At 63.8% G+C, this 20,577-nt stretch carries 20 protein-coding genes and 2 tRNA genes; 11 read left to right on the forward strand and 11 right to left on the reverse strand.

What is annotated here, in order from left to right; translation table 11 throughout:
• Positions 1-14: 14 nt before the first annotated feature.
• The 6 genes from AC1Q6X_RS17840 to AC1Q6X_RS17865 form a co-directional block, all read right to left on the reverse strand.
• Positions 15-221 (reverse strand): hypothetical protein, encoded by a 207-nt coding sequence (locus tag AC1Q6X_RS17840; RefSeq protein ID WP_070223057.1) that lies wholly within the window; start codon positions 219-221, stop codon positions 15-17.
• Between the two features lie 80 nt (positions 222-301).
• Positions 302-1,219 (reverse strand): site-specific tyrosine recombinase XerD, encoded by a 918-nt coding sequence (xerD, locus tag AC1Q6X_RS17845; RefSeq protein WP_257218035.1) that lies wholly within the window; start codon positions 1,217-1,219, stop codon positions 302-304.
• Complete coding sequence (locus tag AC1Q6X_RS17850) at positions 1,216-1,716, reverse strand: methylated-DNA--[protein]-cysteine S-methyltransferase (RefSeq protein ID WP_230502205.1); 501 nt, start codon at positions 1,714-1,716, stop codon at positions 1,216-1,218. Before AC1Q6X_RS17850 ends, xerD begins: the two co-directional genes overlap by 4 nt.
• A 425-nt stretch (positions 1,717-2,141) precedes the next feature.
• On the reverse strand, positions 2,142-3,422 hold the full coding sequence (locus AC1Q6X_RS17855; RefSeq protein ID WP_070223052.1) for a TRAP transporter large permease: 1,281 nt from the start codon (positions 3,420-3,422) through the stop codon (positions 2,142-2,144).
• Positions 3,419-3,991 carry a TRAP transporter small permease gene (locus tag AC1Q6X_RS17860; RefSeq protein ID WP_034746865.1) on the reverse strand — a complete coding sequence of 191 codons (573 nt, stop codon included), beginning with the start codon at positions 3,989-3,991 and terminating at the stop codon, positions 3,419-3,421. The genes AC1Q6X_RS17855 and AC1Q6X_RS17860 overlap by 4 nt, the downstream gene beginning before the upstream one ends.
• A gap of 116 nt (positions 3,992-4,107) precedes the next feature.
• Positions 4,108-5,100 (reverse strand): TRAP transporter substrate-binding protein, encoded by a 993-nt coding sequence (locus AC1Q6X_RS17865; RefSeq protein ID WP_430886703.1) that lies wholly within the window; start codon positions 5,098-5,100, stop codon positions 4,108-4,110.
• A 136-nt stretch (positions 5,101-5,236) separates the two neighbouring features.
• On the opposite strand from AC1Q6X_RS17865, the gene AC1Q6X_RS17870 reads away from it, so the two are divergent.
• Positions 5,237-7,261 (forward strand): sensor histidine kinase, encoded by a 2,025-nt coding sequence (locus AC1Q6X_RS17870; RefSeq protein WP_230502203.1) that lies wholly within the window; start codon positions 5,237-5,239, stop codon positions 7,259-7,261.
• A gap of 26 nt (positions 7,262-7,287) precedes the next feature.
• Complete coding sequence (locus tag AC1Q6X_RS17875) at positions 7,288-7,872, forward strand: response regulator transcription factor (RefSeq protein ID WP_070287725.1); 585 nt, start codon at positions 7,288-7,290, stop codon at positions 7,870-7,872.
• Between the two features lie 98 nt (positions 7,873-7,970).
• Here the strand turns inward: AC1Q6X_RS17875 and AC1Q6X_RS17880 are convergent, their stop codons facing one another.
• Both AC1Q6X_RS17880 and AC1Q6X_RS17885 read right to left on the reverse strand, forming a co-directional pair.
• On the reverse strand, positions 7,971-8,798 hold the full coding sequence (locus AC1Q6X_RS17880; RefSeq protein WP_230502201.1) for a siderophore-interacting protein: 828 nt from the start codon (positions 8,796-8,798) through the stop codon (positions 7,971-7,973).
• 22 nt (positions 8,799-8,820) lie between these two features.
• A complete protein-coding gene (locus AC1Q6X_RS17885) occupies positions 8,821-9,372 on the reverse strand; it encodes a PadR family transcriptional regulator (protein ID WP_230502199.1) in 552 nt (183 codons plus the stop codon).
• Between the two features lie 242 nt (positions 9,373-9,614).
• On the opposite strand from AC1Q6X_RS17885, the gene AC1Q6X_RS17890 reads away from it, so the two are divergent.
• Positions 9,615-9,959: a DUF3052 family protein gene (locus AC1Q6X_RS17890; protein ID WP_230502195.1), complete on the forward strand. Its 345-nt coding sequence runs from the start codon at positions 9,615-9,617 to the stop codon at positions 9,957-9,959.
• 6 nt (positions 9,960-9,965) lie between these two features.
• Here the strand turns inward: AC1Q6X_RS17890 and queG are convergent, their stop codons facing one another.
• Positions 9,966-11,057 carry a tRNA epoxyqueuosine(34) reductase QueG gene (gene queG, locus AC1Q6X_RS17895; RefSeq protein WP_230502193.1) on the reverse strand — a complete coding sequence of 364 codons (1,092 nt, stop codon included), beginning with the start codon at positions 11,055-11,057 and terminating at the stop codon, positions 9,966-9,968.
• 78 nt (positions 11,058-11,135) lie between these two features.
• Between queG and tsaE the strand changes: the two genes are divergently transcribed.
• The 3 genes from tsaE to AC1Q6X_RS17910 are packed head-to-tail and all read left to right on the forward strand — an operon-like array spanning position 11,136 to position 13,836.
• On the forward strand, positions 11,136-11,624 hold the full coding sequence (gene tsaE, locus AC1Q6X_RS17900; RefSeq protein WP_070223037.1) for a tRNA (adenosine(37)-N6)-threonylcarbamoyltransferase complex ATPase subunit type 1 TsaE: 489 nt from the start codon (positions 11,136-11,138) through the stop codon (positions 11,622-11,624).
• Positions 11,588-12,985 (forward strand): N-acetylmuramoyl-L-alanine amidase, encoded by a 1,398-nt coding sequence (locus AC1Q6X_RS17905; protein WP_230502192.1) that lies wholly within the window; start codon positions 11,588-11,590, stop codon positions 12,983-12,985. Before tsaE ends, AC1Q6X_RS17905 begins: the two co-directional genes overlap by 37 nt.
• 14 nt (positions 12,986-12,999) lie before the next feature.
• Positions 13,000-13,836, forward strand: a complete 837-nt coding sequence (locus AC1Q6X_RS17910) for a D-hexose-6-phosphate mutarotase (protein ID WP_492497967.1) — start codon at positions 13,000-13,002, stop codon at positions 13,834-13,836.
• A gap of 98 nt (positions 13,837-13,934) precedes the next feature.
• Here the strand turns inward: AC1Q6X_RS17910 and AC1Q6X_RS17915 are convergent, their stop codons facing one another.
• Positions 13,935-14,915, reverse strand: coding sequence for a carbonic anhydrase (locus tag AC1Q6X_RS17915; RefSeq protein ID WP_492497968.1), 981 nt, complete (start codon positions 14,913-14,915; stop codon positions 13,935-13,937).
• A gap of 208 nt (positions 14,916-15,123) precedes the next feature.
• Positions 15,124-15,774 carry a VTT domain-containing protein gene (locus tag AC1Q6X_RS17920; RefSeq protein WP_070223029.1) on the reverse strand — a complete coding sequence of 217 codons (651 nt, stop codon included), beginning with the start codon at positions 15,772-15,774 and terminating at the stop codon, positions 15,124-15,126.
• A 248-nt stretch (positions 15,775-16,022) separates the two neighbouring features.
• Between AC1Q6X_RS17920 and AC1Q6X_RS17925 the strand changes: the two genes are divergently transcribed.
• The 5 genes from AC1Q6X_RS17925 (at position 16,023) to AC1Q6X_RS17945 (ending at position 20,487) form a co-directional block, all read left to right on the forward strand.
• Entirely contained in the window at positions 16,023-16,961 is a 939-nt protein-coding gene (locus tag AC1Q6X_RS17925) for a peptidylprolyl isomerase (RefSeq protein WP_492497969.1), read from the forward strand.
• Between the two features lie 118 nt (positions 16,962-17,079).
• The gene (gene mutL / locus AC1Q6X_RS17930; RefSeq protein WP_492497970.1) at positions 17,080-18,993 is read left to right on the forward strand and encodes a DNA mismatch repair endonuclease MutL; all 1,914 of its coding nucleotides are present in this window, start codon (positions 17,080-17,082) and stop codon (positions 18,991-18,993) included.
• A 106-nt stretch (positions 18,994-19,099) separates the two neighbouring features.
• Complete coding sequence (gene miaA / locus AC1Q6X_RS17935; RefSeq protein WP_492497971.1) at positions 19,100-20,047, forward strand: tRNA (adenosine(37)-N6)-dimethylallyltransferase MiaA; 948 nt, start codon at positions 19,100-19,102, stop codon at positions 20,045-20,047.
• 227 nt (positions 20,048-20,274) lie between these two features.
• Positions 20,275-20,351, forward strand: a tRNA-Met gene (locus AC1Q6X_RS17940).
• Positions 20,352-20,410: 59 nt separating this feature from the next.
• A tRNA-Met gene (locus AC1Q6X_RS17945) sits at positions 20,411-20,487 on the forward strand.
• Positions 20,488-20,577 lie beyond the last annotated feature (90 nt).

The raw sequence follows: 20,577 nt of genomic DNA on the forward strand, positions 1-20,577 counted from the left end.
CAGAAACAGGGGAATTACTGCGGCTGGGCAGGAGCGTCGCCAGCGGCGGCTGGATCAGCGTCGACGTCTGCGTCGTCCGCTTCCGGCTCATCGCCCTCGCTGCCGTCGGCCGGCTTCGGATTGTTCTTCGCTTCCAGCTTGCGCCTGGCTTTTTCCTCGGCTTTCTTCTTCTTTTCCAGCTCTTTTTGCCGTTTTTCGTATTGGAAATTTGTCTTGGCCATTTACTACCTCTTTAGTTTTTAGATGTTACAGATAAGCATATAAGGCACATTATGACGTAGTTGGAGCAAACTCCAAATGTTTAGCCTCGCGGATGATGCTGCGCATGCAGCAGTTTCAGCCGTTCACGGGCCACATGCGTGTAAATCTGCGTGGTGGAAATATCGGAGTGCCCCAGTAACAATTGCACAACACGCAAGTCCGCACCGTGGTTCAGCAAATGCGTGGCGAACGCGTGGCGCAAGGTATGCGGCGACAGCGGTGCCGTGATGCCCGCGTTCAGCGCGTGTTTCTTGATGATGACCCAGAACATTTGCCGCGTCATGGCGCCGCCGCGCCGCGTGACGAACAGCGCGTCGTCCATCTGCCCGTCGAGGATGACGCCGCGCGCCTCCTTCAGGTAGCGCTCGATCCACAGCCGCGCCTGTTCGCCGAACGGCACCAGGCGCGTCTTGCTGCCCTTGCCCGTGATGCGCAGCACGCCATCGTTCAGGCTCAGTTCCACGGATTGCAAGTCCACCAGTTCCGACACGCGCAAGCCGCTGGCATACATGAGTTCGAGCATCGTGCGCTCGCGCAAGCCCAGCGGCGTGCTCACGTCGGGTGCCGCCAGCAAGGCTTCCACCTGCGCTTCGCTCAGGGTATGCACGAAGCGCGCCGGCTGCTTGGCCGACACCATCTTCAGGCATGGGTCGGCCGCGATATGCTTGTGCCGCAAGGCCAGCTGGTAAAAACGCTTGAGCACGGAGAGGCGCCGGTTCGACGACGTCGCCTTGCTTTCGTCGTGGCGGGCGGCGAAATACGCCTCGATGTCGGCCGTGGATACCTCGTACAGGCCCTCGCGCCCGGGCCGTGCCACTTCCAGCCAGCGGGCGAACAGCCGCATGTCGCGCCGGTAGGCATCGAGCGAGTTTTTCGACAGGCCGTCTTCCAGCCACAGGCTGTCGCAGAATTCATCGATCAGGGTGGCGTTGTCGGGCGCCAGCAGACTGTTCATCATCGGTAAGCTTCCACGCCTTCATGCGCCAGCAGCCAGCGCTTGACGCCCAGGTGGAAGCCGGTCGCATCGTCATGGTGGGCAAAGCCGCCCAGGCCGCCGGCGGCCGTCACGCGGTGGCAAGGGATCACCACGGGAAACCAGTTGGCGCCGCAGGCCTGGCCGACGGCGCGCGGGGCCGAACCGATCAGGCGCGCCACGTCGCCATACGTGCGCACCTGGCCGCGCGGGATACCGGCGATCGCCGCCCATACCCGTTGCTGGTAAGCGCTGCCCAGGCCCGCCAGCGGCAAGTCGAACGGCGCATCGGGGTCGCGGAAATAGCGCGCCAGTTGTTCGCACGCCCGCTCGGAGACGGCATCCTGCGCGTCTTTCTCGGCAAAGTGCGGCGGCAGGTAGACCAATTCGCATACCTGGCCGTCCTGCGCGCGCACGCCCATGGCGCCGAACGGCGCGGCCACGATGGCGCTGAACAGTTCACTGCCCTGTTGTTTTTTCATCTGCTGATCATTATTCAAGTGTGGCATATATGCAACTTGCCGGCGCCGGAAACCGCGCCACGGGAATTATGCACCGACTTTGGGCGTGCCGGCGGACGTTTCCTGCGCACGAAAAAAAAGCGCACCAGCCGGTGCGCTTCAAATATTGCTTCACGTTCCCGGTCGTTTGGGTCCGCCGGTGCCGGCTTGTGGCCGCAGACAGCTATGACTCAACAACTTCTGTGAAACGTGTGTCTCCTCAATATATCCCCGGTATCAATACCGTTTTTATAGACCACTCCCCCACTAACCTTGTTGCCAATTCTGTATTTCAGCCTTGCTACCGGGGCGCATATGCATATACGTGTTTCCCCTTAAGGCTGCCCATCATAGCGCATTTGTTCGGCAGGATCGACTTTTTTTGCACCATGAAGGGGACAACTGTTTTAGTTGTAAATTAAATTTGGCAGCCACAGCGAGATTTGTGGTACGTAGGTAATCAAGCCCAGGAAGGCCAGCATCGTCAGCAGCCATGGCATCACGGCCACGGTCAGCTCCGAGATGCCCATCTTGGTGATGCCGGACGCCACGTACAGATTCAAGCCCACGGGCGGATGGCACATGCCCACTTCCATGTTGACCACGATCAGGATGCCGAAGTGCACGGGATCGATGCCCAGCTTCATGGCGACGGGGAACAAGATCGGGGCCATGATCAGCACAATGGACGACGGCTCCATGACGTTACCAGCCAACAACAACAGTACGTTGACCACCAGCAAGAAGCTGATCACGCCCAGGCCCTTGCCCGTGATCCATTCGGCCATCGCCTGCGGGATGTTTTCGCTGGTCATCAGGAACGAGAACAGCACGGCATTCGTGATGATGTACAACAGCATCGCCGACATGGCGGCCGAGTCGAGCAAGACCTTGCCCACTTGCTTGATCTTCAAGTCCTTGTAGACGAAGACGGCGATGATGAAGGCGTACACGGCAGCCATGGCGGCCGCTTCCGTCGGCGTAAACGCGCCCGAATAGATGCCGCCCATGACGATGACGATCAACAGCAGGCCCCAGGCGCTCTTCTTGAACGTGACGAAGCGCTCGCCCCAGCTGGCCTTCTGCATGCGCGGATAGTTGTGCTTGCGCGCCAAGAACCACGTGGTCAGGCCCAGCAGCATGGCCAGCATCATGCCGGGAATCACGCCCGCCATGAACAGCTTGCCCACGGACGTGTTCGTGCTGACGGAATACATCACCATCACGATCGAGGGCGGGATCAGGATGCCCAGCGCGCCCGAAGTCGTGATGACGCCGGCGCCGAAACCGCGCGGATAGCCCTGCTTGACCATGGCCGGCAGGATGATGGAGCCGATCGCCACCACGGTGGCGGGGCTGGAGCCGGAAACGGCGGCAAACAGCGCGCACGCCATCACGCCGGCCAGCGCCAGGCCGCCATGCCAGTGGCCGACCATGGAGCTGGCGAAGTTGATCATGCGCCGCGCCACCCCGCCATGCGTGAGGAAGTTACCCGCCAAAATGAAGAACGGGATGGCCATGATTTCGAATTTCTCGATGCCCGTGAAGATCTTCAGGGCCACCGATTCGATGGGCACGCTGGTCATGGTGAACAGGAACGTCAATACCGTCAGGCCCAGCGAAATGGAGATCGGCATGCCGGTCAGCATCAGCGCCAGCAGCAGCACAAAAATAATCAGCGCGTTCATGCCTTGGCTCCTTTTTCTTCCGCCGTCAGTTCATCTTCCAGGCCCTCGACGTGCGAGTGGTCGTGTTTTGGCAGGGCGCCCGTTTTGATGAAATGCACCATCACCTGCAGGAAGCGGAAGCACATCAGGTAGGAACCGAGCGGCACGGCCAGGTAGACCAGCCACATCGGTATTTCCATGTCGGCCGAAGTCTGGTCCGTGTGGCCGATCGACCACACGAAGCTGGCGCCCAGGGTCCCGACGATGCCCGTAAACAGGGCGCCGGCGCCCAGGCCGAAGACGATGAAACGGTCGCGCCAGCGCGGGTTCATGCGGTTGATCAGGACGTCGACGCCCACGTGGATGCCCGTGCGCACGCCATACGCGGCGCCGAACTTGGCCATCCAGACGAACATGTAGATGCACAGTTCCTGGGCCCAGCTGGTGTTGATTTGAATCAGGAAGTCTTGCAGGCCCGGAATCGGCAAGCCTGCCAGGTAGCGGTGCACGACCGCGACGAAGATGATGAAGGTGGCCGCGCCCATCAGGGTCGCGATCAGCCACTCTTCCAGGTGATCCAGAAATTTCATGGTGGACTTTCAAAGAATGCGGGTGCACGCACTCCCGCGCAGGACGCGCGGGAGTCGTTCAAACGGACCGGCAGGGATGCCCTGCCTGCCGCGCCAGGCGGCGCGGCCAGCGCTGCTTACTTCGCGCTTTCCTTGTTGATGGCCGAGATCAGATCCTTGCCGATGCGCCCTTCCATGGCCTTCTGCACGGGTGCCAGCGCCTTGCGCCATTCGGCCTGTTCCTGCACCGTCAGCGTATAGATCTGCGTCTTGCCCGCTTTCTTGATGGCGTCGAGGGCCTGGTCGTTGTCGCGCTGGGCGATGGCTTTTTCAAACGTGGTCGCCTCGCGCATGGCTTTTTCCAGCTGCGTGCGGATATCAGGCGGCAAGCCATCCCAGAATTTCTTGTTGACGATGACGGCATAGCCCAGGTAGCCGTGGTTCGACACGGTCACGTGCTTTTGCACTTCATGCATCTTTTGCGTGTACATATTCGATGGCGGATTTTCCGTGCCGTCGACCACGCCCGTCTGCAGCGCCTGATACACTTCCGAGAAGGCCAGCACCTGCGGGTTGGCGCCCAGCGCGCGCATTTGCGCGTCAAGCACCTTCGACGACTGGATGCGCATTTTCAGGCCCTTGAAGTCGGCCGGGGTATGCAGCGGCTTGTTGGCCGACATCACCTTGAAGCCATTGTCCCAGTAGGCCAGGCCCGTGATACCCTTGGGCTCGAGCTTTTTCAGCAGGCTCTTGCCGATTTCGCCTTCGGTGACGTTGTACAACGCCGTCTTGGTGGGGAAGATGTAGGGCAGGTCGAACGCTTCGAATTCCTTCACGCCCAGCGGGCCGAACTTGGCCAGCGATGGCGCCAGCATCTGCACGGCGCCCAGCTGCAGCGCTTCGAGTTCTTCCTTGTCCTTGTACAGCTGGCTGTTCGGGTACAGTTCGACCTTGACCTTGCCATTCGTGGCTTTTTCGGCCAGCTGCTTGAAGCGCTCGGCGGCCTGGCCTTTCGGCGTGTCCGTGGCCACGACGTGGCTGAACTTGATGACGATGGGGGCTTGCGCGTAAGCGTGGACGCCGGCGGTGGCGCCGATGGCCGCGCACAGCGCGACGAACATGGTTTTCATCTGCATTTTTGTCTCCTGAATGGTGTTTAGAAAAACTTTATTATTTGTCTACTTGAATATTGTGCCAAAGAAACTGCCTCGGCTATTGTGGTTAACCACAATAGCCGGTTCCCGATAAGCCGCTACCCTGCCAGCCATGCCGACTCCCCCCACCCTTGCGCGCCGCTTCAAGCTATCGAGTCCGATGCGCTGGCTGCTGCCCGTCATCCTGCTGCTGCTGTTCCTCTCCATCCTGTTCTGGCTACCCTGGCAGGCACGCCAGATGGAAAGCAACGAGCGCCAGGAGCAGCTGATCGCCGATACGCTGTGGGTGGAGCAGACCATCCGCTTCCAGCTGGCGCGCAACGAGGAAAGCCTGTTCAACCTGGGCGTGGACATCGCCAGCGGCTCCCTGTCGGCGGAAAAAGTGCACGAAAGGCTGCAGCAGATGCTGCGCAATGGCCGCGAATTGCAGCGCGTGCTGTGGCTCGATACCAACGGCAACGTGCTGGCCACCAGCGACAACAATCTGCCGCACGCCCTGGCGTTTGCGCCGGCCTCGCTGACGGCGGCCGACAATGCGCGCCGCCTGCACCGGGGCCAATACGCCCAGCCTTCGCAGCAGACGGGCTTTCCCGATGCGCCGCCGGGCGCCATGCTGATGGATTACCACCAGCCCCTGTTCGATGGTCAGCGCTATGTCGGCAGCCTGGTGGCCACCTATCAGATCAGCAGCCTGCTCGATGAAATGGTGCCGTGGTGGTTTGCGCAGGATAACCAGATTTCGCTGATTGACCGCGACGACAAGGTGCTGGCGCGGCGCGCCGCCGCCGGTCCCGGCCACGGCGTGTACACGCACAAGCGCGCGCTCGACGTGCCCGGCGCCACCATCACCCTGTTTACCGACAGCGTGAAAAGCCAGCCCAAGCTGCTGCCCAATCTGCTGGTCGGCTCCGTCATCGCCCTGTCGCTGGGTTTATTATGGAGCTTGCTGGCCCTGTGGCGCCACATCTCGCGCCGCCTGGTGGCCGAAGGCGCGCTGCGCCAGCAGATGCTGTTCCGCACGGCGATGGAAAATTCTTTGGTGACGGGCATGCGCGCGCGCGACCTGGAAGGCCGCGTCACCTACGTGAATCCGGCGTTTTGCCAGATCGTCGGCTATCCGCCCGAGGAAATCCTGGGCCGTTTGCCGCCCATGCCCTACTGGGTGCCGGAGGCGCTGGAGGAATACCAGCAGCGCTTCGTCAAGGCCCTGGCCGGCAATCCCACGCCGCAGTTCGAAACCTATTTCCAGCGCCCGGACGGCACGCGCGTGCCCGTGCTGATCTTCGAAGCGCCGCTGGTGGACAAGAATGGCCAGCAGACGGGCTGGATGGGTTCCGTGCTCGACATCTCGGACCGCAAGCGCGTCGAGGAACTCAATCGCCAGCAGCAGGAAAAGCTGCAAACGAGCTCGCGCCTGGCCACCATGGGCGAGCTGGCGTCGATGCTGGCGCATGAACTGAACCAGCCGCTGGCGGCCATTTCCAGCTACACGACAGGGGCCTTGAATTTGATCCGGCGCGCCATCGAGCATGACGCCCCCGTCGATCCGGGCACCCTGAAGCCGGCGCTGGAACAGGCCAGCGCGCAGGCGCAGCGGGCCGGCCAGATCATCCGCAGCGTGCACGATTTCGTGCGCAAGAGCGAACCGCAGCGCCAGGATATCGCCCTGCGCACCCTGATCGACGGCATCCGCGCGCTGATCGACCTGCAGGCGCGCAAATACTATGTCACCATCCAGGAAGAGCTGCCGCCGGACCTGCCGCTGCTGCGCGCCGACCCCGTGATGATCGAGCAAGTGCTGCTGAACCTGACGCGCAACGCCATCGAGGCCATGCAGGATGCGGCGCCCGGACGGCGTATCATGCGTCTGCGGGCCAGCCACGACGCGCAGCAAGGCATGGTGACGGTGGACGTGATCGACCATGGCCACGGCATCCCGGTGGACGTGGCCGAGCGGCTGTTTTCGCCGTTTTTCTCGACCAAGTCCGAAGGCATGGGCATGGGCTTGAACATCTGCCGCACCGCCATCGAATTTCACGGCGGCGCGCTGACCTTCGGCGCCAACCCCGCTGGCGGTACCATCTTTACCTTCAGCGTGCCGGCCGCGCCGCGCGCCGCACCAGGCAATAACGCATAACGAATAACCGACAAGCCGGAGACACCATGCTACACATCATCGACGACGAAGAAGTCGTGCGCGACTCCCTCTCCTGGCTGGCCGCCTCGCGCAGCATCGAGGCGCGCAGCTACGCCAGCGCCCAGCAATTTCTCGATAGCCTCGACGGCGGCTTCGACGCCGCCGGCGACTGCGTGCTGCTCGACGTGCGCATGCCCGACATGAACGGCATCGCCCTGTTCGACCAGCTGGTCAAGCGCGACCTGACGGCGCGCCTGCCCGTGATTTTCCTCACCGGCCACGGCGACGTGCCGATGGCCGTCGACAGCCTGAAACGGGGGGCCTTCGATTTCTTTGAAAAGCCGTTCAACGACAACGACCTGATGGACCGCGTGCAGCAGGGCCTGGCCAACTCGCGCCAGGCGGGCGAACTGGCCGCCGTGCACGCGCGCCTGGCCACCCTGTCGACGCGCGAACGCGAAGTGCTGGACCTGATTTTGGCGGGCAAGATGAACAAGGTGGTGGCCGACAAGCTGGGCATCAGCATGCGCACCGTGGAAGTCCACCGCGCGCATATCTTCGACAAGATGCAGGTCAAGACGGCGGTGGAGCTGGCGGGGTTGTTGAAGTAATGGCGGTAACGTTGGATTACGCCGTATATTGCAACGCAGGTCGGCGTAGGTCGGGTTAGCGCAAAGCGCGTAACCCGACACCACCACCACTACCACCATCAAGCATCGTGATGCTCATGGTGCTCCGCCGCCCCATGCTTCCAGTAACTGGCCACATGCAGATGCTGCTTCGGCACCCCGGCGTCGATAAAATGCCCGCGCAAGCCCTGCACCTGCGCGTGCTCGCACGCCACCCACACGTAGCCGTCTCCCTCTGACGGCAGCGCGATCTGGCGCAAGGCGTCGAGCAGCAGCGGACCCTGGCGGCCATTGCGTGCCACCCAGCGCACGTCCAGCTGCGCCGCGCACTCGAGCGCGATCTGCTCGCCGTCTTCGACGATCTCGATCACGGCGATGGCCCGCGCCGTAGCCGGCAGCTGCTCCAGGCGGCGGGCGATGGCCGGCAAGGCCGTCTGGTCGCCCACCAGCACATACCAGTCGAAGTCGAGCGGCACCAGCATGGAGCCGCGCGGCCCGCCCACGCCCAGGGTCTGGCCGGGCGCCGCTTGCGCCGCCCACAACGATGCAGGCCCGTCGCCATGCAGCACGAAGTCGATTTCCAGCTCGCGCCGTTCGGCGTCGTAGCGGCGCGGCGTGTAATTGCGGGCGATGGGGCGCGGCCCTTCCGCATACTCGATGGGATTGGCGCCATTGCCCAGCACGGGGAACACGGGCGTGGTCTGACCCGGGGCGGGGAAGAACAGTTTCACGTGGTCGTCGTGCGCGGGCGAGACAAAGCCGTCCAGGTCGTCGCCCGCCAGTGTGATGCGGCGCATGTGCGGCGTCAGCTGTTCGGTACGCACGACGGTGAGCACGCGCAGTTTCAAGTCATGCCGCACGCGTTCGATGGCGTGCGGGCGTGGGATTGCAGTTGAGGCAGTAGTCATTGCGTATCCTTGTAAAGTGGGCTCAGTGGCCGTCGACGATGGCGTTCGCCGCCTGTTCCAGCACGGCGGACACGCGTTCGGCTTCCGCTTCGCTCCAGTTAGTCTTGTTCAGCAACAGCGCATGCTTGAGGGTGTGCATGGCCTGGCGCACGCGCTCGGGCAAGGCGTTGCGCGCCTGGACGCGGGCAAACATGTCGAGGCGGGCCAGGATGCCGTCCACCTGGGCGCGATTCTCGTCGAGATAGGCGCGCCCCAGCTCCGTGATCGTGTAGAGCTTCTTGCCGCTGGCGCTTTCGGAGGACGTCACATGATCCTGCTCTTCCAGCAAGGTCAAGGTCGGATACACGGCCCCGGGGCTGGGGGCATACGCGCCGCCGCAACGCTCTTCGATGGCCTTGATGATTTCGTAGCCGTGACGGGGGCTGATTTCGATCAGCGCCAGCACGATCAGCGGCAGATCGCCGCGGCCGAAGACGCGCTCGGCCCGTTCGCCGCGCCCGCCCCGGCCACCGGGGCCGCCATGGCCCATGCCGTCGCCGCGCTCGTCGAAGCCGCGCGGGCCGCGGCCGTGCATGAAGTATTCGTGACGGTGTTCGTGGCGATGCCCGCCTTGATGGTGATGGTGATGCTGGCCGCAATGGCCGTGTTCTGCGTGGTGTGAGTTTCTCATGTTTTCTCTTTAAAGATATATCGTTAGTAGGTATCGCTATTTTATAACGATATATCGATAAGTCAAGGAGAAATTTGTTATGCTCGTCTTTTCTCCCTCCACGCGTGAATGCCATGCCCGACAAAACCGTTGCTGAAAAAATGGTTGTGAAAAATGCCAGAGCCCTGGCCGTGCTCAATGACGGCGGCGAGCATGCCGCCCTGCTGGCGCAGTTGCCGGCCGAACGGCGGGTGAGCGAAGGAGAGAACGCCGACTGGCTACTGCTGTTCGCGCGCAGCCGCGCGGAACTGGAGCAGTTCCTGCCGGCGGCGCAGGCGCGGCTGGCGCCGGGCGGCGCGGTCTGGGTGGCGTACCGCAAGGGTGGCATCAAGGCGGGCAGCGATATCCACCGCGACGATATTCGCCTGTATGCGCAGGCAACAGGTCTCGACAGCGTGGCGATGATCGCCATCGACAGCGAGTGGTCGGCGCTGCGCCTGAAGCAGGTTTAAAAAACGCTAGGCGATGCCGTGCAAGGCCAGTGCCCATTCGACGTGTTCGCGCACGATGGCAGACGGATGCGCGCGGCGCGACAGCAGGGCCGCGACGATGTCGGCCTGGCCCCGTGCCTTGGCGGCCGCGTTGCCCATGCCGACGGCCAGGTTGCGCAGCCAGCGTTCGTGGCCGATGCGGCGGATCGCGCTGCCTTCCATGCGGCGGTTGAATTCCTCTTCCGTCCAGGCGAACAGTTCCACCATGCCGGCGCTGCCCAGGCTGTGGCGCTCGTCGAAGTCGGGCACGACGGCGCGCTGGGCGAACTTGTTCCACGGGCAGACGGTCTGGCAATCGTCGCAGCCGTACACCTTGTTGCCGATCAGGGGACGCATCTCGACGGGAATCGCGCCCTTCAGCTCAATCGTCAGGTAGGAGATACAGCGGCGCGCGTCAAGCTGGTACGGCCCCAGGATGGCTTGCGTCGGGCACACCGTGATGCACGCCGAGCACTGGCCGCAGCGCGGGGTCTCCGGCGGGTCGACGGGCAGCGGCACGTCGATGAGGATCTCGCCGAGGAAAAAGAAGGAACCGCCCTGTCGGTTGATCAGCAAGGTGTGCTTGCCGCGCCAGCCCAGGCCGCCCTTTTGCGCCAGCTCGACTTCCATCACGGGCGCCGAATCGCTGAAGACGCGGTAGCCGAAGTCGCCGATCTCGCCCTTGATGCGGTCGGCCAGCTGCTGCAGGCGCGAGCGCATCACCTTGTGATAGTCGCGGCCCCGCGCATACACGGAGATCACGGCCGCCGCGGGGTCGGCGTCGCGCACCGCCTCGTGTGCGCGCCAGTCGGGGCCCAGCGCCGGCGGCAGGTAGTTCATGCGCGCGCTGATGGCGCGCACCGTGCCCGGCACCAGTTCGGCCGGGCGCGCGCGCTTCATGCCGTGGCTGGCCATGTAATCCATTTCGCCGTGATACCCTGCATCGAGCCAGGCCTGCAACGGTGCTTCCATGTGCGACAGGTCCACGTCGGCGATGCGCACCTCGGCAAAACCCAGCTCGCGCCCCCATTCCTTGATGGTGCGCGCCAGGACGGCGAGATCGGTGGTGGTGGCGGACATAGGGGACTTTACGGAAAACGGCAGGCGCGCGGGCGGTTACAATGACAGCAGCCTCCATTTTATGCGATACGGAAGATCATGACCGAACACTTCACAGCCCACCTCCACGACGAAGCCGGCACCGCCGCGCTGGGCGCCGCGCTGGCGCGCGCGCTGGCGCCCGGCCTGGCGATCTACCTGCACGGCGACCTGGGCGCCGGCAAGACGGCCCTCACGCGCGCCCTGCTGCACGCGGCCGGCCACGCGGGCCACGTCAAAAGTCCCACCTACACCTTGTCAGAACCGTACACGGTGCAGCTCGACGGCCAGAGCGTCAACGTCATCCACTTCGACCTGTACCGCATGGGCAGTGCCGAGGAATTCCTCGACGCGGGCTTTCGCGAAGACTTCGACGGGCGCAATATCTGCATCGTCGAATGGCCGGAGAAAGCCGAACCGGTGCTGCCGCCTGCCGACCTGAATATTTATTTGAACGTTGCGGGTACAGGACGTGATGTAGAATTGCAAGCGTCTTCTGAATTGGGTCTGTCATGCCTTCACCGTCTCAAATTCGCCCCGAACCTTTGATCTCCTCGCCCATCACCCGGCGCACGGTGCTCAAGGCCGGCGGCACCCTGCTGTTGTCCGTGTTCGCGCCCATGTCGGCGATGGCGGCGCAAATTCTCGCCGTGCGCGTCTGGCCGGCCGAGGACTACACCCGCGTCACCCTGGAAAACGACAGCATCCTCAAGGCGACCCACTTCATCGTCAAGGACCCGGAACGGCTGGTGGTCGACATCGAAGGGCTGGAACTCAATCCCACCTTGAAGGGCCTGGTGGCGAAGATCCAGTCGAACGACCCGTACATCAAGCAGGTGCGCGTGGGCCAGAACCGGCCCAATGTCGTGCGCCTCGTATTCGACCTGAAGGAGGAAGTCACGCCGCAGCTGTTTACCCTACCGCCGGCCGGCTCCTACAACCACCGCCTGATCTTCGACCTGTATCCCGTGCGCGAGCCGGACCTGATCGCGCAAATGATCGAAAAGGGCGACTGGTCGAGCGACCCCGCCAAGCCCCTGATGTCCGACACGCATACGCCGCCGCCCGCGCTGCCGCTGCCCGAGAGCGGCAAGCCGCCCGTGGCCGCCGTCACGCCGGTAACGCCGATCGTGCCGCCCATGCCCGAACTGCGTCCGGAACAGCGCCCCGAAGCGCGCCCCCTGCCGGGCCAGAAAGTGGTGCGCATGATTACCATCGCGCTCGATCCGGGCCACGGCGGCGAAGACCCGGGCGCCATGGGCAGCCGGGGCAGCCGCGAAAAAGACGTGGTGCTGGCCATCGCCAAGCGCCTCAAGACCAAGCTGGAATTGCAGCCGAACATGCGCGTCATGCTCACGCGCGACGCCGACTTCTTCGTCCCGCTGGGCATGCGCGTGGAAAAGGCGCGCAAGGTGCAGGCCGATCTGTTCGTCTCGATCCACGCCGATGCCTTCATCCAGCCGACGGCGCGCGGCTCGTCCGTCTTCGTGCTGTCCGAGAAAGGCGCCACCTCGACGGCCGCGCGCTGGCTGGCCAACAAGGAAAACCAGGCCGACCTGATCGGCGGCGTGAACGTGAAGAACCACGACAAGCAGCTGGCCAGCGTGCTGCTCGACCTGTCGACGACGGCGCAGATCAATGACAGCATGAAGCTGGGCAAGGCCGTGCTGCGCGAAATCGGCGGCATCAACCGCCTGCACAAGGGTTCCGTCGAGCAGGCCGGCTTCGCCGTGCTCAAAGCGCCGGACATCCCGTCCATCCTGATCGAGACGGCCTTCATCTCGAATCCGGAGGAAGAAGCCAAGCTGACCGACAACGGCTACCAGGACCAGATGGCCGACGCCATCGTCACGGGCATCAAGAATTATTTTGCGAAGAATCCGCCGCTGGCGAAAAGCCGTTTGACCTGACATGAAAGCCTAGCATGAGCAACAGCACCTTTGGCCAGCTGCCGGCCGTGACCATCCGCGCCGCCGATGGCGCGCAGGCGACCGTCACCCTGTACGGCGGCCACCTGGTCTCGTGGCAAACCAGCGATGGCCAGGAGTGCCTGTTCTGCAGCCGCGATTCCGCCCTCGACGGCAGCCGCGCCATCCGGGGCGGCGTGCCCGTGATCTTCCCCCAGTTCGGCGCGCGCGGCACGGGCATGCGCCACGGCTTTGCGCGCGTGGCGACCTGGCAGCTGGAATCGACGGGCGACGCCGATGGCACCGCATGGGCGCAATTCATCCTGCGGCACACGGACCTGCCGGAGGCGATCGCCGCCAGCTGGCCCTGGGCCTTCACCCTGCGCCTGCGCGTGGCGGTGCAAGGCCAATCGCTGGAACTGCACCTGTCCGTGCACAACACGGGCGAACAGGCGTTTCCGTTCTCGGCCGCCCTGCACAGCTATTTTGCGATCGATCGATTGAGCGAGGCCCGCGTTGGCGGCCTGCAGCGCGTGCGCTATTCGGATGAGACGCCGCAAGATGCCTTGCAGGCGGAAGATGAGCTGCAATTTTCGGACAAGCTGGACCGCATCTATTACCAGTTGCCGGGCGCCCTGACCCTGCAGTCCGGCGGCCACACCTTGCGCCTGGAGCAGCAGGGCTTCACGGATGCCGTCGTGTGGAACCCCGGCGCGCAGGACGCGGCCGCCCTGCCCGACCTGGGCGACGACGAGTACCAGCGCTTCATCTGCATCGAGCCTGCCCTGATCCAGCCCGACCTGCTGGCCGCCGGCGCCGAATGGAGCGGCCGCCAGCGCCTCGAATTTATGTAAGAGTGACTGAAAAAGTCCAGGGCTAGGCGCCTTGCCGAAGGCAGTACGCATGTACGACGAGGCATGGCAACAACGCCATGGGCTTTTTTCAGGCGCTCTTAGTTTGATTCCTTGATGATGCGTCCATTACCGGATTGCACCGGGCGCGCATTGAGCGGATACAAACGGCTGAACAGCGCCATCTGCGCCGGCGACGCCTGCACCGGCTGCTTCATCACCAGCCACAGCACGCCCTCGCTGCACGGCGGCGAAGTCAGCGATCCCATATACGTGTAGTAGTCGCGCCGCGCCGGCAGCATCTCGGCCGGGTCGAGCAAAATGGTCGGCTGCATGGTGTCGAATTTTTCCAGCGGCAGGTTGTTCCACACGGTCTGGATGGTCGCTTGCGGCGCGCCCCGCTCCAGCAGCAGCGCCAGCACCGCCAGCCGGCCTTCCGCATCGCGGTGCACCAGGTGCACCACCATTTCGAATGCCTTGCCATTGATGCGCTCTTCGGACGGACGGTGGAAATGGAATTGCTGCAGCTCGAACATGCGGTTCTGCACCGTGATGTAATTGCCGCCGCTCACGCCCACCTGCACCGTGTGGCCGTTGTCGACCACATTGAACGACGACGGATGGTAGTCAAAGCTGATCTGCTCGAGTTCCACCTTCATGCCATCGCGGATATCGATCGGCGACTGGCGGTTGCCATTGCCGCACTTGGCCCAGTCGACATTGATCTTGCTCCAGTTGGCCGGACCACTCTCCCCCTCGTACGACCAGTGCGTGCCGCGCGCCACGGGCGGCGGTGGCGGCGGCGCGGCCTTCACCACGGCGGCGCGCTTGGCGCGGGCGGCGGCGCGGGCCGCCTGGGTGGCGCGCATTTCCGCCAGGCGCGCCGCGATGCGTTCGGACAGGTCGACTTCGGCCGCTTCTTCCTTCTCGCGCGCCGTGGGCGCGACGACGACAGGCGCCTTGGCCTCCTTGCCCTTCACCGATTCGGTCAGGGTTTTCATGGCGGCCGCGCGCGCCGACGCCGACATCGGCGCGGAGGCGGCCGCGCTCGCCGAAGCGGGGGCATCTTTGGCGCTTGCCATGGCCGCCATCGCGGCAAGGCTGCAAGCTAACAGGGCGCTCAAATGTCGCATGGAAATCCAGAAAGTGAGAATACCTTCTGGTTTACGGCTGGAAAGCAACAAAACTTGAATCAGCGCAGGCGTAATACAGAAACAACGGAGAGAAAAACGGGATCCGGGGCCGGCTGCGGGCTGTGCCGCAGCGCGCTTGCCCCGGATCCATGCGGCCTTACGCCGACTTGCCGACCATGCGCTTGTAGAGTTTCCACAAGCCGCCCAGTACCACCGGCACGACCGCGGCGCCGACACCGATCAGCACGATCAAGGTCAGGTGGTCGCGGATCCACGGAATATTGCCGAAGAAGTAGCCCGCCGTCACCAGACCGACCACCCACAACAGGGCGCCCGTCACGTTGTACATCTGGAAGCGCGCATGCGTCATGTCGGAAATGCCGGCCACGAACGGGGCGAAGGTGCGCACCACCGGCACGAAACGGGCCAGGATGATGGTCTTGCCGCCGTGCTTTTCAAAGAATTCATGCGTGCGGCGCATGGCATCCTTGTTGATCCAGCGGTAATCGTGGGTAAACACCCTTTGCCCGATGGCCTCGCCTATCCAGTAATTGAGCGTGTTGCCCGTGACGGCGGCCGTCACCAACAAGGCGATCAGCAAGCCCAGGTGCATCTGTCCCGTCGCGCAAAACGCGCCGGCGATAAACAATAAGGTATCCCCAGGGAAGAAAAACAGTACCACGAGGCCTGTCTCGCAAAAAATAATGGCAAACAGCACCGCATACACGAGAGTACCGTACTGCTCGATCAAGAGGCCCAGCGTCTTGTCGACATGCACGATCATGTCGAGGAATTGCACAAAATCCATATATTTTTCCCTAAAGGTAGCGGCGGAATCATACACCACCCGGCCAGCGCAACGGCAGTCCCCGGGCCGATATTTCGTGATTAATTCGGCAGCGCCCTTGGCGATGTGGCATTTTAAGTAAAGGTTAAGGAAACGCCATATCGGCAGGCAACTGTCAGGATTGCCATCTGCAATGTTTTTACAGCGAAATATTGCCATTCCGGTATACACTTTCTCCACGGCGCAACCCGCGCCCACCAGGAGAAAACATGTATCGACACCCATTGAGCGGCCTGACCATGGCCACCGTACTGGGCCTTGCACATCTGACGGCCCACGCGGCCCCTGTCCAGATCAAGGCGCCCGCCGAACTGCCCGCCAAGGCAACCTTGGCCGACGTGATCAAGGCCTCGAAACCGTCCGACTGGCGTGCGCTGGACCCGGACAACACCCTGTACTTGGACATTCCCGCCGGCCGCGTGGTGATCGAACTGGCGCCCGACTTCGCACCGAAGCACGTGGCCAACATCAAGGCCCTGGTGGCCGAACAGTATTACGACGGCCTGGCCATCACGCGCGCGCAGGACAACTGGGTGGCGCAGTGGGGCGATCCGAACGAGAAAAATCCCAAGCCCATCCAGCACGCCCAGCGCACCCTGCCCGGCGAATTCACCGTGCCATTGAAAAACATCAGGAGCTTCACGCGCCTGCCGGACGTTGACGGCTATGCGCCGCAGGTCGGCCATTCGAACGGCTTCCCGTCCGCGCGCGATCCGAAAACCGGCACGGCCTGGCTCACGCATTGCTATGCCACCGTGGGCGTGGGCCGCGACAGCGCCAGCGACAGCGGCGGCGGCACCGAGCTGTACGCCGTCATCGGCCAGTCGCCGCGCCACCTGGACCGCGACATCACGGTCGTCGGCCGGGTCGTCTCCGGCATGCCATTGCTGTCCACCCTGCCGCGCGGCACGGCGCCCATGGGCTTTTACGACAGCCCCGAGAAAAACGTGCCGATCAAGTCCATCCGCCTGGCCGCCAGCGTGCCACCGGAGCAGCGCAGCCACCTGGAAGTGATGCGCACCGACAGCGCCGCCTACCAGGCCGTGCTGGAAGCCCAGCGCCACCGCGGCGGCCCGTGGAGCAAGGTCACGGCCGGCCACGTCGACCTGTGCAATGCGCCGATACCGGTGCGGGAGGTGGGAAAATAAAACGCCCCGAAGGGCAAATTCCGGGGTCGTACCCTGAGGGTACGATCCCAGTCTTCGTTTTGGGTTTAAGGCATCAGCACAGCAGTGCCTCCCCTTGCGAACCCGTTATAATCAGGGCATGAACGCTCCCATCACGCCCCACCGCCCGATCCAGGCCCTGCCTGACCAGTTGATTTCGCAAATCGCCGCCGGCGAGGTGGTCGAGCGGCCGTCGGCCGTGGTCAAGGAGCTGCTGGAAAACGCGCTCGACTCGGGCGCCACGCAGATCACGGTGCGGCTGGAAGAAGGGGGCGTGAAACGCATCGCGATCACCGACAACGGGCGCGGCATCGACAAAGACCAGCTGCCGCTGGCCCTGGCGCGCCACGCCACCTCGAAGATCGCATCGCTGCACGACCTGGAAAACGTCGGCACCCTGGGCTTCCGGGGCGAGGCACTGGCCTCGATCGCCTCGGTGGCCGCCGTCACCGTGACCTCGCGCACGATGGATGCGGCCCATGCGTGGGAAATCGTCGGCTCGCACAACGGCAGCGTCTCGCCGTCGTCGGGCGCGCACGGCACCACGGTCGACGTGCAGGATCTGTATTTCAACACGCCCGCGCGGCGCAAATTCCTCAAATCCGAGCAGACGGAGTACGGCCATTGCGCCGAAGTCGTGCGCCGCATCGCGCTGGCGCGGCCCGACGTGTCGTTCTCGCTGTCGCACAACGGCCGCACCATCGACCAGTGGAATATCAGCGAACTGGCCAAGCGCAGCGCCCACATCCTGGGCAACGACTTCGCCGAAGCGCGCCTGGCGCTGGACGAGTCGGCCGGCAGCCTGCGCATTCACGGCTTTGCCGGCTTGCCGACGGCGTCGAAGGCGCGCGCCGACGGCCAGTTCTTTTACGTCAACGGGCGCTTCGTGCGCGACAAGCTGCTGGTGCACGCCGTGCGCATGGCCTACCAGGACGTGCTGCATGGCGACCGCTTCCCGTCGTACGTGCTGGCGCTCGACCTCGACCCGGCCCTGGTCGACGTCAACGTGCATCCGTCGAAGATCGAAGTACGCTTCCGCGACAGCCGCTCCGTGCACCAGTTCGTCTTCCACGCGGTGCAGCGCGCGCTGGCGCAGACATCGGCCACGGCGTTCGGCAGCGTGCCGGCACCGCTGCCGGCAGCCTCCACCCTGGGCGGCGGCGACGCCGGCTCAGCTAATGGCGGCCCCGGCATCTGGCGCCGCGAACAGACGCAGACCTCGTTCGGCGCGCAATTTACGAATACCTTCGCGCCCGCCTCGCCCGGCGCGGCCCGCCCCTTCTTTGCCGACGCGCCAGGCGTGGCCCAGGACACGGCGGCCTACGGCGCCCTGTTCGGCGGCGGCGCAGGTGCCGCCAACTCGCCGGTCACGCAGGTGGAGCCCTACATCGCCTCGCCCGAGGCGATGGCGCGCGAAGAATATCCGCTGGGCTTTGCCCTGGCCCAGCTGCACGGCATCTACATCCTGGCGCAAAACACCAAGGGCCTGGTGCTGGTCGACATGCACGCGGCGCACGAGCGCATCCTGTACGAACAGCTGAAAAACGCGCTGCAGGCCCAGGTCTCCGGCCAGGACATGCAGGTGCAATCCTTGCTGATCCCCGTGACGTTCTATGCGGACGCCATCGAAGTGTCGACGGCGAATGAAAACCAGGACACCTTGAAAGCGCTGGGCTTCGACATCGCCGCCCTGTCGCCCACCACCCTGGCCGTGCGCTCCGTGCCGACCCTGCTCAAGAACGCCGACGCGCAAACCCTGGCGCGCGACGTGCTGCGCGACGTGCGCGAATACGGCGGCTCGCGCGTGCTGATCGAGCGCCAGAACGAATTGCTGGGCACCCTGGCCTGCCACACAGCCGTGCGCGCCAACCGGATCTTGTCGGTGCAAGAGATGAACGCCCTGCTGCGCCAGATGGAGAGCACGGAACGCGCCGACCAGTGCAACCATGGCCGACCCACCTGGGTGCAGGTCGAGATCAACGCGCTAGACAAGCTGTTCCTGCGCGGCCAATAAACGGTAGGTCGGATTAGCGCAAGCGTAATCCGACACTGCAGCGGCGGCATCACGTCGGCTTACGCTTGCGCTAAGCCGACCTACGCATCACCTTACACGAGTCAACATGCAAAACACCCCACACCTCCCCCTGGCCGTCGCCATCATGGGCCCCACGGCCAGCGGCAAGACGGCCAGTGCGCTGGCCATCGCGCAAGCGATCCCGTCCGAGATCATTTCCGTCGATTCCGCCCTCGTCTACCGGGGCATGGATATCGGCACGGCCAAGCCGTCGCAAGATGAACTGGCCCAGGTACCGCATCATCTGATCGACATCATCGACCCGCTCGATGCGTATTCCGTGGCCCAGTTCCGCAACGATACCCTGCGTCTGGTGGCGGACATCTCCGCGCGCGGCAAGCTGCCGCTGCTCGTCGGCGGCACCATGCTGTACTTCAAGGGCCTGGCCGACGGCCTCGACGACTTGCCCGGCGCCGATCCGGTGCTGCGCGCCCGGCTGGAAGAAGACGCGGCCGCCATCGGCTGGCCCGCCATGCATGCGCGCCTGGCCGAGCAGGACCCCGTCACGGCCGCACGCCTGGCGCCGCAGGACGCGCAGCGCATCGGCCGCGCGCTGGAAATCATCGCCCTGTCCGGCCAGCCCATGTCCGCCCTGCTGGACCGCCGCGAAAAGACCGTGCTGCCATTTCAATTGCAATCGTTCGCGCTGGAGCCGTCCGACCGCGCCGTGCTGCACGCGCGCATCGCCACGCGCTTCGACCTGATGCTGAAAAACGACGCCCTGCTCGACGAAGTGGAGCAGCTGCGCCGGCGCGGCGACCTGCACCCGGGCCTGCCCTCGATGCGCTGCGTGGGCTACCGCCAGGCCTGGGAATACCTCGACGGCCGCATCGACCGCGCCGCGCTGCGCGAGACGGGCATCATCGCCACGCGCCAGCTGGCCAAGCGGCAGCTGACATGGTTACGCTCGATGCCGGAACGCGTCGTCATCGATTGCCTGGGAGCTGATCCGGCCAGTGCCATGCTGGCACAAATCGTCCCTTTGCTGACATAAGCGTCGCCACACAACAACTGGCCAAGCGCTAGGCTCGACTTAGGTTACGCTCGATGCCGGAACGCGTCGTCATCGATTGCCTGGGACGTGACCCGGCCGCGGCCATGCTGGCGCAGATTCAAGCGTTGCTGAAATAGCCATACAACAATCCACCACGAAAAACCCGCACATTTTTTTGCTCCAGCATTGACAAGGAAATCGGAAGACTGGATAATGCTCGGCTGTTGGGTGATATAGCTCAGTTGGTTAGAGCACAGCATTCATAATGCTGGGGTCGGTGGTTCAAGTCCACCTATCACCACCAAAGAACATCGATCAGGTTTCACCTGGTCAAAACCAGCATCCGGTCTGACCGGTCTGTTTGGTGATATAGCTCAGTTGGTTAGAGCACAGCATTCATAATGCTGGGGTCGGTGGTTCAAGTCCACCTATCACCACCAAGAATTTGCAGCATTGATGAACCCGCCCTGCCCCGTGCAGCGGCGGGTTTTTTCATTTCCGGCCGCCGCGCATGCGGCCTGCGCGCAACA

This window comes from Janthinobacterium sp. GW823-FHT06H09 (genome assembly GCF_058794735.1).

Excerpts from the sequence above, each read along its gene's own strand:
- AC1Q6X_RS17875 (WP_070287725.1), top strand. The coding sequence starts at position 7,288 with ATGCTACACATCATCGACGACGAAGAAGTCGTGCGCGACTCCCTCTCC.
- AC1Q6X_RS17870 (WP_230502203.1), top strand. The coding sequence starts at position 5,237 with ATGCCGACTCCCCCCACCCTTGCGCGCCGCTTCAAGCTATCGAGTCCG.
- AC1Q6X_RS17905 (WP_230502192.1), top strand. The coding sequence starts at position 11,588 with ATGCCTTCACCGTCTCAAATTCGCCCCGAACCTTTGATCTCCTCGCCC.
- AC1Q6X_RS17915 (WP_492497968.1), bottom strand. The coding sequence starts at position 14,915 with ATGGCAAGCGCCAAAGATGCCCCCGCTTCGGCGAGCGCGGCCGCCTCC.
- AC1Q6X_RS17855 (WP_070223052.1), bottom strand. The coding sequence starts at position 3,422 with ATGAACGCGCTGATTATTTTTGTGCTGCTGCTGGCGCTGATGCTGACC.
- AC1Q6X_RS17840 (WP_070223057.1), bottom strand. The coding sequence starts at position 221 with ATGGCCAAGACAAATTTCCAATACGAAAAACGGCAAAAAGAGCTGGAA.
- mutL (WP_492497970.1), top strand. The coding sequence starts at position 17,080 with ATGAACGCTCCCATCACGCCCCACCGCCCGATCCAGGCCCTGCCTGAC.
- AC1Q6X_RS17880 (WP_230502201.1), bottom strand. The coding sequence starts at position 8,798 with ATGACTACTGCCTCAACTGCAATCCCACGCCCGCACGCCATCGAACGC.
- tsaE (WP_070223037.1), top strand. The coding sequence starts at position 11,136 with ATGACCGAACACTTCACAGCCCACCTCCACGACGAAGCCGGCACCGCC.
- AC1Q6X_RS17865 (WP_430886703.1), bottom strand. The coding sequence starts at position 5,100 with ATGAAAACCATGTTCGTCGCGCTGTGCGCGGCCATCGGCGCCACCGCC.
- xerD (WP_257218035.1), bottom strand. The coding sequence starts at position 1,219 with ATGATGAACAGTCTGCTGGCGCCCGACAACGCCACCCTGATCGATGAA.
- miaA (WP_492497971.1), top strand. The coding sequence starts at position 19,100 with ATGCAAAACACCCCACACCTCCCCCTGGCCGTCGCCATCATGGGCCCC.
- AC1Q6X_RS17910 (WP_492497967.1), top strand. The coding sequence starts at position 13,000 with ATGAGCAACAGCACCTTTGGCCAGCTGCCGGCCGTGACCATCCGCGCC.
- AC1Q6X_RS17860 (WP_034746865.1), bottom strand. The coding sequence starts at position 3,991 with ATGAAATTTCTGGATCACCTGGAAGAGTGGCTGATCGCGACCCTGATG.
- AC1Q6X_RS17885 (WP_230502199.1), bottom strand. The coding sequence starts at position 9,372 with ATGCACGGCCGCGGCCCGCGCGGCTTCGACGAGCGCGGCGACGGCATG.
- AC1Q6X_RS17925 (WP_492497969.1), top strand. The coding sequence starts at position 16,023 with ATGTATCGACACCCATTGAGCGGCCTGACCATGGCCACCGTACTGGGC.
- AC1Q6X_RS17920 (WP_070223029.1), bottom strand. The coding sequence starts at position 15,774 with ATGGATTTTGTGCAATTCCTCGACATGATCGTGCATGTCGACAAGACG.
- AC1Q6X_RS17850 (WP_230502205.1), bottom strand. The coding sequence starts at position 1,716 with ATGAAAAAACAACAGGGCAGTGAACTGTTCAGCGCCATCGTGGCCGCG.
- queG (WP_230502193.1), bottom strand. The coding sequence starts at position 11,057 with ATGTCCGCCACCACCACCGATCTCGCCGTCCTGGCGCGCACCATCAAG.